We start from the raw sequence: 11,672 nt of genomic DNA on the forward strand, positions 1-11,672 counted from the left end.
CTCGTCCGCCGCGGCGGCCAGGGTCGCGGCCGGGCAGTCGCCGAGCGCGCCGACCGCGAGCAGGGAACGGACCAGCGGCAGCACCGCGCCACCCCGGGCGAGCTGCAGTTCGGTGAGCCGACGCCAGACCGCCGTCCGCTCGGTGGTGGGGCTCAGCGTCGCGACGGCCCGCCGGACGATCGGCGCGAGCCGGCCGTCGGCGCCGAGCAGCCCGGCCGCCCGGGTCGTGGCGATCAACTCGTCCACCCCGGCCGGGTCCCGGCCCAGCAGAGCGCCGAGCATGCTCACCGGCAGCGCCCCGCCGACCGCGACGGCGAGCAGCAGTCGTCGTACCGCGGTGGCCTGGACCTCCAGGTCCGGGCCGAATTCGAGGATGACCGACCGGGGTGGGTCGACCATCGCGCCGGTCCGGGTCTCCGCGCCGGCCAGGCCACTGGCCAGCCGTTCGACATCCCGGGGTACGCCGGCGGTCTGCGTGTGCACGAAGTCGACCAGGTCGGCGGGGCGGCCCAGCTCGGGTGTGCCGGCGAGGTACGCGGCGGTCTGTTCCCGGGTGAACGGCGTGAGCAGCACCGCCTGCCCGTCGCGTCGCAGCGCGTCGATCAGCGCGCTGCACGCCGCCGACCGCGGCCACGGGCGGTGGGCGACCACCAACCGGTGTCGACGGCCGGCGACCAGACGCAGCAGCGCCTCGATCCGCGCGTCGTCGAGCAGGTGCGCGTCGTCGACCAGCACCACCGTGTCGGGGTCGACCGCCTCACCCGGCTCCGGAGCGGTCGTGCGTACGGCGACCCCGGCGCGCTGGTGAATGCGCTCCAGTTCGGCGAGGAGCGCGGTCTTTCCGTGACCGGCCGGGCCGGCGACGCCGACGGCGAGTGGGCCGGTCGGATCCTGCGCGACCGTGTCCAGCAGCGCCTGCAACCCCTTGTCCAGGGTCAACCCTGGTGCGGCGAGGTCATTCATGATCATTGGGGTCATCCTTCGCGTCCCCGGCTGCGGGCCAGCGCCAGGCGGGACGGCTTCGGCAGTTCCAGTGGGAGGACCCGGACCGGGGGCCGCGGTGGCGGATCACCCGGAACGGTGTGATGGGGGCGGCGTGGTGCCGGCAGGCCGGCCGGCCCGGCGCCGCTGACCGGGGCCGCAGCGCGAGCTGGCGCCGGTTGGCGAGGGCGTGGTGACACCACCTGACAGGCGGCCATCGCCGCCCCGGTGGCGGCGGTCAACTGGGCGTCCGGCTCCACCTCGACGGGCACCGGAAGGGCCGTGCTGATCAGCTCGGTGACGAGCGGGACCCGGGTGGAGCCGCCGGCCAGCAGAACGCCGTCGAGCTGCGCCGGAGTCAGGTCGGCACTGCGCACGGCCCGGAGCAGGAGGTCGACGGTGGCCTGCACCGTCGGGCGGATCATGGCCTCGAACTGCGCCCGGGTCACCGGCACCCGGGCCGGGCCGCTCGGCAGGGTCAGCACCACGTCGGCCGTCAGGTCGACGGTCAGCACCCGCTTGACCCGGTCACACTCCGCGCGCAGCCCGCGCAGCGCGGCCTGGGCCCCGCGACGTCCGGTCGCGGCCAACTCCCGGGCCAGCACGGTACGAGCATGCTCGGCCAGCGCCTCGTCGAAGTCGGCGCCACCGATCGAGTCGAGGCCCTGCGGGGTGCCGAACGTCTCGTACGTGCCGCGCGGGGTGCGGCGCACCAGAGCCGCCTCGAAGCTGTTGCCCCCCAGGGCGTAGACCACGGCGGTGCTGCCCGCGAACCCGCGAGCGGCGTGGCTCTCGGCGACCGTGACCGTGCGGGGCAGCAACGTCACGTGCCGTAGGCCGAGGTCCGACAGTGCCCGGTGCAGCACCTCCCGTCGGTAGGGGCGCCACCCCGCCGGGTGGCTGAGCACGATCGCCTCGGCCGCCCCGCCCTCCAGGGCGTGGACCCGCTCCACCACCCACGCCGCCAACTCGGCGGTCAGTGTCTGCGGCGCGCAGGGCTCGCCGCCGAGGAGCACCGGCACGTCGTCGCCGATCCGGTGGACGAAGTCGCGGGTGGTGCGGCTGCCGTCGTCGGTCGCGGGCTCGCCGACGTGCAGCGAACCGTCCTCAGCCAGGCAGAGCACCGACGGCATGAGAGGCGAGCCGGCGCTCAGCGGGACGGCCTCGGGACGTGTCCAGGTCGCGCCGCGTCTTCGTGCGACCGCGGCGGCCGTGTTGCTGCTTCCGATGTCTATCCCCAGGACGTACGGCATCGTCTCTGTCTCTCCCCGTGAGTCGGCCGGTCGGTGGCGATGGCGTCGGCTGCCCGACGACCCACCCCCGGCGAACCCCGCGGGCTCCTACGTTCGTACCAGAGATCAGTCCCTGGTCGGGACCCTAATCTCGTCGGGACGGTTTCCCCCTGTCCCCCTAACGTACGAGGTGGCGGAGCCCCTAGTTCAACCGGCCCGGATGCGGGCTCAGCCCCGATGCCCGGGGGCGGGCCCCGGCAATAGCGTCGTCACTGTCGACGTACGACACCCCGCCAATGCCACATCCGAGGAGAACCGGCACATGGACTCGCAGCAGACGCTCCACGACTTCGTGCTCGACCTACTGACGAACCCGGACGCGCGGTCGGCCTTCGACCTCGACCCCGAGGGTGCGTTGCGGGGCGCCGGGCTCACCGACATCACCGCTGCGGACGTGCAGGACGTCGTGCCGCTTGTCGTCGACTACGCGCCGGGCGCGGGCCTCGCGCCGTTGACCTCGCCGGTCGAGCAGCTCGGGCTGGACCCGCTGCTCACCGACACCACCGATGTGGTGGGTCAGTTGCAGAGCGTGGCGCAGCAGATCAGCGTCACCAGCTCGCCCACTGGCCTGGACGTCAAGGCCGGCGTGCTCGGCGCCATCGCGGTCGACCCGTCGACCGCCGCCGCCGGGGTCACCGTGCTGCCGGGCATCGGTCTGGGCATCGGCCCGTCCGGCCTGGACACCGACCTGGCCGGTGTCTCCGACGTGGCGCACACCCTCGACGCCGACGTGGTGCAGCCGGTGGACGCGATCGCGGACCCGGTGCTCGGGGACGTCACCAACACCGTCGGCGACCCGACCGGCCTGCTCGGCGGCACTGACTCGAATCTGATCGGCGGCGACCTGACCGGTGGTGTTCTCTCCGGCACCCACGGTCAGCTCGGCGGGGTCGTCAGCTCCCTCGGTGTCGACGACACCCTCGGCGGGCTGGGCCTCGGGCACGGCGACGGTGTCGTCGGCGGCGTGGTCCCGCCGCTCGACGTGCCGTCGACGGTGGGCGGCGTGACGCACCAGGTGGACAGCCTCCTCCCCGGTGTCACCGACACGGTCGGTGACGTGACCGGTGGGGTCACCGACGGTGTGCTCGGCGACTCGCACGCCTCGTCCGATCACGGGCTGCTGGGTATCACCGGCGGCCTGCTCTGACCCGGATTTCCGGTCGGAGCGGAGGGCCGGATCGTCTCGGGCGATCCGGCCCTTCCCGGTTCCACATCCGGTCCCTCTTGATAATTAAGCCGAAATCCGCACACTTGGTGCGGTGATGGCCGGGATCTGGTTGGACGTGCTGGACGAGATCGCCCGCACATGCACTGCACACGGTCGTGGTGACCTACTCCAGACGGTGCGGCAGAAGCGTGCGCAACTGCTGGACCCGACGCTGCGTGTCCTGGTCATCGGTGAGCCGAACCAGGGCAAGAGTCAGCTGATCAACGCGATCATCAACGCTCCGGCCTGCCCGGTCGGGGACGGCCGTACGACAGTCCTGCCGACCGTGGTGCAGCACGCCGAGGCGCCCACCGCGGCGGTGGCGCAGTCGCTGCCACCAGCCCCGGGGCACCCCACCGGCACCGCCGCCGCGGTGACCGTCGAGCGGACCCCGGTGGCGCTCAACCAGGTCGCGGCGGGGGTGGCCGGCCTGGTCGGGCGTCGGCCGGGCGGCGGTCCGGCGTACGTCGAGATCGGAGTGCCCCGCGCCCTGCTCGGTGCCGGGTTGGTGCTGGTGGACACTCCCGGCACCGACGAGGTCGCCGGTATTGGCGCCGCCGCCTCCGTCGCGGCGCCCGCCCGCGCGGACACCGTGCTGTTGGTCACCGACTCCACTCGGGAGTTGTCGGTCGCCGAGCTGAACATGCTGCTGCACATCATGCGATCGCATCCGAACGTGATCGTGGTGCAGAGCAAGACCGATCTGGTGGCGGACTGGCGTACGGTCGCCGAGCGCAACCGGCAGCACCTGGCCGAGGCGGGCGTCCCGGCGACGCTGATCCCGGTCTCGGCGGCGTTGCGACTGCGCGCCGCCGCGGCCGACGACCGTGGCCTCAACGCCGAGTCCGGTTTCCCCGCGCTGATCGCCCGCCTGCAACGCGACCTGGCCGGCAAGGGCGACCACCTGGCCCGTGCGGCGGTGCAGACGGTGGCCCGGACGGTGGTGGAGCAGTTGGCCGCGCCGCTGCGCGCCGAGTTGGCGACCCAGCAGGCCGAGGAGCAGTCCGGGCCGATCTCCCGGCTGCACGCGGCGCAGCGTGAGGTCGACGAGCTGCGCCGGTGCTCCACGCGGTGGCAGAACACGCTTACCGACGAGATCACCGACCTGCTCGCCGACCTCGAGTACGACCTGCGCGACCGGACCCGACAGATCCTGCGCGCGGTGGACGAGGCGTTCGACACCGCCGATCCGTTGGTCGCCTGGGACACCTTCCAGGACTGGCTGGAGAGGAGCCTGGTGGAGGCGGCGGAGGCGAACCACGAGTGGTTGATCCAGCGCTGTGACTGGATCGCCCGGAGGGTGGCCGCCAACTTCGACCGGTACGGCTACGACGTGCTGCCGCCCTGGTCGATGACGATGCCGGACGACATCGGCGAGCGCCTGCCCGAGCTGCAACGGCCGACGATCGACCGGTTCACCACCGGCCAGAAGCTGTTCACCGGTATGAAGGGCTCGTACGGCGGCATGCTGATGTTCGGTCTGGCGACCACTCTGGCCGGCATGCCGATGATCAATCCAGTGTCGGTGGGCATCGGGGCGCTCTTCGGCGGCAAGAGCATCCGCGACGAGAGCAAGCAGTTGCTCCGTCGCCGGCAGGCGACCGTCAAGACGGCCATCCAGCGGCATGTCGACGACTTCTTCGTCCGGATCATCCGAGACTGCCGCGACGCCGCCCGGCAGGTGCAGCGGATGCTGCGCGACCACTTCACGGGGTTGACCGAGGAACTCCAGGAGGCCATCGTGCAGTCGTTCCGCAGCGCGAAGCAGGAGGCCGACACCGATGCCTCCCTGCGCGAGCAGCGGCAGCGCGAGATCCGGTTGAAGATGACCCGGTTGGCCGCGGTGTACGAGCAGGCTCAGCAGTTGACCGGCGCCCGGTCCGCCCCGTTGCTGCTGGAGCCGCAGGCATGACGGTGGGGGTGCGTCTGGACGAGGCGGCGTGGGGGTTGCTGCACCAGGCCATCGAGCTGTACCAGGACAATCCCCGGGCCGTCGCAGAGCTTCGGCATCAGGTGGCCCGGTTGGAGCAGCCGCTGCGGATCGCCATCGTCGGCCCGTGGCGATCGGGCAAGTCGACGGTGCTCAACGCGTTGATGGGTGAGGAGGTCGCGCCGGTCGAGCGGGCGGACGGCGCCTTCACCTGGTACGAGGACGGGGCCGAGCCGCGCGCCACCGCCTACCCGGTCGGGCAGCCACCGCAGGAGTTGGCCGTGGTGAAGTCGGCGACCGGGCTGCGGGTGGATCTGGGTTGGGGTGCGGGGGACGTGCGGGACATCGTGGTGCGGTGGCCGACGCGGGCACTGCGGCAGATCACGCTGATCGACACCCCGGCGGTCACCGGAGGAGCCGAGCAGGGCCGGGTGCCGGTGTTGGAGCGGGTGCTGCGGGATTCGGACGCGGTGCTGTACCTGACCCGCGACGGTCGGGACAGCGACCTGCGGGTGCTGGAGTCGGCACGGGACAGTGCCGTCGGGCAGTCCGCCGCGGTCAACGTGATCATGGTGCTGTCCCGCGCCGACGAGACCGGTGGCGGTCGGATCGACGGTCTGCTCACGGCGCGCCAGCTCGCGCGCCGGCACTACCGCGACCCGAGGGTGAACGCGCTCAGCGTCAACGTCGTGGCGTGCAGTGGAATGATCGGCCTGGCGGGCCGGATGCTCGGCGAGTCGGACTTCGCCGCGCTCGCGACCCTGGCCCAGGTGCCCCGGGCGGAGCTGGACGTCCACCTCATCTCCGCCGACCGTTTCCTCCGCGGCGAGCTGCCCGTGCGGCTGGATACCGAGGTGCGCGCCGCGCTGCTGGATCGGTTCGGGGTCTTCGGTGTCCGGCTGGCGGCCACGCTGGTGCGCAGCGGGTTCGACAGTCGGGTGAAGCTCTCCGCCGAACTGATTCGGCGTAGCGGTCTCACCGAGCTGCGCGAGTCGGTGACGCGCTGTTTCATCGATCGCCGCGACGCGCTGAAGGCCCGGTCGGCGCTGGCCGCGGTGGAGGCGCTGCTGCGGGCCGAGCCCACCCGGGGGTCGGCCGAGCTGGTCGGCGCGGTGGAGCAGATCCTCGCCGGTGCGCACGAGTTCCGGGAGCTGCGCCTGCTGGTGGCGTTGCGGAACACCCGGCTGGGGTTCGACGCGGAGCTGGCCGCCGAGGCGCAGCGGCTGGTCGGCGGCGACGGGGTGGGCCTCGCGGCTCGGCTCGGTGTCGAGCATGAGGCCGACGTGCGGCAGCTCTGGGAGGTCGCCGCCGAGGCGCAGTGGCGGTGGCGGGACCGGGCGGAGGATCCCCTGCTGCCGCTGGCCCAGCGGCGCGGCGCGCAGGTCGTCGTCCGCAGTTGCGAGGGGATGATCGCCGAACTGGTCGCGGGCGGCCGCTGACCATCGTCGATCGTCGCTCTCGATCGCGGCCGGAAAACCGTTATTCGATCTCACTCCGTACGGTCGCGCCTGACCTGCGGAGATAACGCTCTCACGGACGGTGGGAGAGTGCTTGACGCGCCCGTGATCCGGACGCAACGATGCATTCACATATCTCGTCCCACCACCGCCAGGCGTGATCGGCGCACGCCGTCCCTCGCACCGCGAAAGGACCCCACTGTGCGCAGATCCCTGAGATCGTGGCTCGGCCTCGCGCTGAGCGCGATCCTCGTGGCGGGAGGCATCGTCGCCGCGCCACCCACGGCCAGCGCCGCACCGTTCACCGTGCTGGTCTTCAGCAAGACCGCCGGATTCCGGCACGGATCCATCACCCCGGGCATCGCCGCGATCCAGCAACTCGGTGCGGCCAACGGCTTCACCGTCGAGGCCACCGAGGACGCCGCCCAGTTCACCGACGCCAACCTGGACCGGTTCGCCGCGGTGATCTGGCTCTCCACCACCGGCGACGTGCTCAACGCCGCCCAGCAGGCCGCGTTCGAGCGCTACATCCAGGGCGGCGGCGGGTACGTGGGCGTGCACTCGGCCTCCGACACCGAGTACGACTGGCCCTGGTACGGGGGACTCGTCGGGGCGTACTTCGCCTCGCACCCGGCCGAGCAGAACGTCACCGTGAAGGTCGCCGACCAGGTGCACCCGTCGACCGCGACGCTGCCGCAGCGGTGGAGCCGGTTCGACGAGTTGTACAACTACCGCACCAACCCCCGGGGCAACGCGCACGTGCTGGCCACCCTGGACGAGAGCACCTACACGGGCGGGAGCATGGGCGCCGACCACCCGATCTCCTGGTGCCAGAACTACTCCGGCGGTCGAGCCTGGTACACCGGTCTCGGGCACACCGACGCGTCGTACAGCGAGGCGAACTTCCGGCAGCACCTGCTCGGCGGCATCCAGACGGCCGCCGGCGCGGTCGACGCCGACTGTGGTCCCACCGTCACCAGCAGCTTCCAGCAGGTGGAGCTGGCCAAGGGCGCGGCCGAGACCGGCGAGCCGATGAGCCTCACCGTCCTACCGGACCGGGGCGTGCTGCACACCTCCCGCAACGGCGTGATCCGGCACACCGACGCCGCCGGCAACACCAAGATCGCCGCCACCCTGCCGGTCTACACCGGCGACGAGGAGGGTCTGCAGGGCATCAAGGCCGACCCGAACTTCGCCACCAACCGCTGGGTGTACGCGTACTTCGCCCCACCACTGAGCACCCCCGGCGGTGGTGCGCCGGCCACCGGCACCCCGGCCGACTTCGCCGTCTGGGACGGCGTCAACCGACTGGCCCGGTTCACCGTGAACGCGGACAACACCATCAACCTGGCCAGCGAGACGCTGATCCTCAACGTGCCGACCAGTCGGGGCATGTGCTGCCACGTCGGCGGTGACATGGACTTCGACGCGGCCGGCAACCTCTACCTGTCCACAGGTGACGACACCAACCCGTTCGACTCGGCCGGCTTCACCCCGATCGACGAGCGGGCCGGGCGCAACCCCGCGTTCGACGCGCAGCGCACCTCGGCGAACAGCAACGACCTGCGCGGCAAGGTCCTCCGGATCAAGCCGAGCGCGGCCGGCGGCTACACCATCCCGGCCGGCAACATGTTCGCCCCGGGCACCGCGCGGACCCGCCCGGAGGTCTACGCGATGGGCTTCCGCAACCCGTTCCGGATGAGCGTGGACAAGGCCACCGGCATCGTCTACCTCGGTGACTACGGCCCCGACGCGGGCACCGCCGACCCGAACCGGGGGCCGGCGGGCAACGTCGAGTTCGCCCGGATCGACCGGCCCGGCTTCTACGGCTGGCCGTACTGCACCGCCCGCAACGACGCCTACAACGACTACACCTTCCCGTCCGGACCGTCCGGGGCGAAGTTCAACTGCGCCGGTGGGCCGGTCAACAACTCGCCCAACAACACCGGCATCACCCAGCTGCCGCCGGCCGTCCCGGCCTGGTTGCCGTACGGCGGCTCCGGCTCGCCGCCGGAGTTCACCGGCGGTGGCCTGTCCCCGATGGGCGGGCCGGTCTACCGGTACGACCCGAACAACACCTCGCCCGTGGCGTTCCCCCAGTACTACGACGGCACCTACTTCGCCGGTGAGTTCGGTCGCCGCTGGATCAAGAACATCAAGCTCGACGCGTCCGGCCAACCGCTGAAGATCAACCCGTTCCCGTGGACCGGCACCCAGGTGATGGACATGGAGTTCGGCCCGGACGGCGCGCTCTACGTGCTCGACTACGGCACCGGTTGGTTCAACGGCGACGCCAACTCGGCGCTCTACCGCATCGAGTACGCCCGCGAGGGCAGAGCACCCGTCGCCAAGGTGTCCGCCACCCCGACCAGTGGCACCGCGCCGCTGACCGTGGCCTTCTCCTCGGCCGGCACTCTGGACCCGGACGGCGACCCGTTCACCTACGCCTGGGACTTCGACAACAACGGCACCACCGACTCGACCGCGGCGAACCCGAGCTTCACCTACACCACCAACGGGACCCGCAGCCCGACGCTGACGGTGCGGGACACCACAGGCAAGACAGCCACCGCGAGCGTGGTCGTCACGGTCGGCAACAGTGCCCCGGTGGTCACCGTGAACACCCCGTTGAACGGGCAGACCTTCAATTTCGGGGATGCGGTGCCGTTCTCCGTCACCGTCACCGACGCCCAGGACGGTGCAATCAACTGCGCCCGGGTCAAGGTGAACTACGTCCTCGGCCACGACTCGCACGGGCACCAGCTCGGCAGCGTGCAGGGCTGCTCCGGCGTCATCCAGACCTCGGCCGACGGCGAGCACGACACGGCGGCCAACATCTTCGGCATCATCGACGCCGAGTACACCGACCTGGGTGGGGGCGGTCAGCCGGCGCTGACCACGCACACCCAGGCCGTCCTGCAACCCCGGGTACGCCAGGCCGAGCACTTCGGTGACTCGTCCGGCGTCCAGGTCGTCGCCGGGGCGGCGGGGCACGGCGGCGCGGCGGTCGGCTACGTCGACAACAACGACTGGATCTCGTTCCGCCCCTACAACCTGACCGGCGTCCAGTCGTTCAGCGCCCGGGTCGGCGCACCGGCCGGCGGTGGCGGCACGCTGGAGTTGCGGGTCGACTCGCCCACCGGGCCGCTTGTCGGTTCGGCCACCGTGGTGTCCACCGGCGGGTACGCCAATTTCGCCACGGTCACCGGTGGGGTCACCGCCCCGACCGGCACCCGGACGCTGTTCCTGGTGTTCAAGGGCACCGGCCCGTACTTCGACATCGACGAGTTCACCCTCTCCACCAGCCCGGGCGGTCCCGGGCCGGATCCGGACCCGGATCCCGAGCCGGGTGCCAACCTGGCCCGGGGCAAGCCGGCGCGCGCGTCCAGCTTCGAGGGCGCGTTCGTCGCGGCCAACGCGTTCGACGGCGTGGCCGGCACCCGGTGGGGCAGCGCCTTCGGTGACCCACAGTGGATCGACGTGGACCTCGGCGCCTCGTACGCCATCAACCGGGTCAAGCTGACCTGGGAGGCGGCGTACGGCAGCGGATACCAGATCCAGACCTCGCCGGACGGGGTCAACTTCACCACGATCCGTACGGTGACCGGTGCTGACGGCGGGGTGGACGACCTGACCGGGCTCAGCGGGTCCGGCCGGTACATCCGGCTGCTCGGCACCGCCCAGGGGACCGCCTGGGGCTACTCGCTGTTCGAGGTCGAGGTGTACGGCGGCACCGGAAGCCCGACCGGCGGCAACCTGCTGCTGAACAAACCCACGTCGACGTCCAGCAACGAGGGAGCCGACGTCTCCGGCGCCCAGGCGGTCGACGGCAGCCTCACCACCCGCTGGTCGAGCACGTTCTCCGACCCGCAGTGGATTCGGGTGGACCTCGGCAGCGCCACCGCGATCGGCCGGGTCAAGCTGAGCTGGGAGGCGGCGTACAGCAGCGCGTACCAGATCCAGACCTCGAATGACGGCACCACCTGGACCACCGTGAAGACGGTGACCGGGGCCGACGGCGGTGTGGACGAGCACACCGCGCTCGGCGCCATCGGCCGCTACCTGCGGATCTACGGCACGGCCCGGGGCACCGGGTACGGCCATTCGCTCTGGGAGTTGGAGGCGTACGGGAGCTGAACCACCACCGATGACGTGGCCGGCACGGTAATCCGTGCCGGCCACGTCCGTCGCTACACCCTCACCGTCCTTGTATATACCGGCTGTCGGTATATGCTTCCCGGCATGGCTGAGGCTCCACTGCGGGAACCGACGTTCCTGGTGCTCACCGCGCTGGCGGAGGCGCCCATGCATGGGTATGCCGTCATCGAGGACGTGCTGCGCATCTCCGACGGCCGGGTGCGCCTGCGCGCCGGCACCCTCTACGCCGTCCTCGACCGGCTCCGCGCGGACGGTCTCATAGAGGTCGAGCGCGAAGAGGTGGTGCAGTCGCGACTGCGCCGCTATTACCGCCTCACCGCCCTGGGCGCGCGGCGGCTCACCGAGGAGGCGTCCCGCCTACGCCACAACGCGGACGCCGCTCGCGTGCGGCTGCGCCGCAGCGGCCTACTGACCGACGGAGGTGCGGCGTGAGCATCGACGATCTGGAGCGCCGCTACCGGCGGCTGCTGGCCGTCTATCCGTGGGAACACCGTCGGGTGTACGAGGACGAGATGCTGGCCGTGCTCCTCGCCGGTGCGCGGCCGGGGCAGCGGCGACCCGGCGCCGCCGAGGTGCGGAATCTGGCCGGCGCCGGTTTGCGGGCGCGGCTGCGGGTGGGCGCACGGGGGTTCACCGAGCCGAGCTGG

Annotated in this window: 7 protein-coding genes and 1 pseudogene; 6 read left to right on the forward strand and 2 right to left on the reverse strand. The window is 71.7% G+C overall.

Going from position 1 to position 11,672, the window contains the following annotated elements; all coding sequences use genetic code 11:
* Both PSH25_RS32745 and PSH25_RS32750 read right to left on the reverse strand, forming a co-directional pair.
* On the reverse strand, positions 1-969 hold a 969-nt coding region (locus PSH25_RS32745), incomplete at its 3' end, for a hypothetical protein (protein WP_238662739.1).
* A gap of 5 nt (positions 970-974) precedes the next feature.
* A complete protein-coding gene (locus tag PSH25_RS32750; protein ID WP_238662740.1) occupies positions 975-2,105 on the reverse strand; it encodes an Hsp70 family protein in 1,131 nt (376 codons plus the stop codon).
* Positions 2,106-2,535: 430 nt separating this feature from the next.
* Between PSH25_RS32750 and PSH25_RS32755 the strand changes: the two genes are divergently transcribed.
* The 6 genes and pseudogenes from PSH25_RS32755 to PSH25_RS32780 all read left to right on the forward strand — a co-directional run.
* Entirely contained in the window at positions 2,536-3,420 is an 885-nt protein-coding gene (locus PSH25_RS32755; RefSeq protein WP_238662741.1) for an IniB N-terminal domain-containing protein, read from the forward strand.
* Between the two features lie 115 nt (positions 3,421-3,535).
* Positions 3,536-5,392: a dynamin family protein gene (locus PSH25_RS32760; RefSeq protein ID WP_238662744.1), complete on the forward strand. Its 1,857-nt coding sequence runs from the start codon at positions 3,536-3,538 to the stop codon at positions 5,390-5,392.
* Positions 5,389-6,849, forward strand: a complete 1,461-nt coding sequence (locus PSH25_RS32765; protein ID WP_238662742.1) for a P-loop NTPase family protein — start codon at positions 5,389-5,391, stop codon at positions 6,847-6,849. The genes PSH25_RS32760 and PSH25_RS32765 overlap by 4 nt, the downstream gene beginning before the upstream one ends.
* Before the next feature lie 219 nt (positions 6,850-7,068).
* On the forward strand, positions 7,069-11,004 hold the full coding sequence (locus PSH25_RS32770; RefSeq protein WP_238662743.1) for a ThuA domain-containing protein: 3,936 nt from the start codon (positions 7,069-7,071) through the stop codon (positions 11,002-11,004).
* Positions 11,005-11,109: 105 nt separating this feature from the next.
* Complete coding sequence (locus PSH25_RS32775; RefSeq protein WP_091399577.1) at positions 11,110-11,457, forward strand: PadR family transcriptional regulator; 348 nt, start codon at positions 11,110-11,112, stop codon at positions 11,455-11,457.
* Positions 11,454-11,672, forward strand: a pseudogene (locus PSH25_RS32780) (hypothetical protein); the annotation flags it as partial. The gene PSH25_RS32775 and the pseudogene PSH25_RS32780, both read left to right, overlap by 4 nt.

It is taken from the genome of Micromonospora foliorum (genome assembly GCF_022229015.1).
Lineage (GTDB): Bacteria > Actinomycetota > Actinomycetes > Mycobacteriales > Micromonosporaceae > Micromonospora > Micromonospora foliorum.

Bases quoted from the DNA above. Each gene is read 5' to 3' on its own strand.
- PSH25_RS32775 (WP_091399577.1), top strand. From the start codon at position 11,110: ATGGCTGAGGCTCCACTGCGGGAACCGACGTTCCTGGTGCTCACCGCG.
- PSH25_RS32765 (WP_238662742.1), top strand. From the start codon at position 5,389: ATGACGGTGGGGGTGCGTCTGGACGAGGCGGCGTGGGGGTTGCTGCAC.
- PSH25_RS32760 (WP_238662744.1), top strand. From the start codon at position 3,536: ATGGCCGGGATCTGGTTGGACGTGCTGGACGAGATCGCCCGCACATGC.
- PSH25_RS32755 (WP_238662741.1), top strand. From the start codon at position 2,536: ATGGACTCGCAGCAGACGCTCCACGACTTCGTGCTCGACCTACTGACG.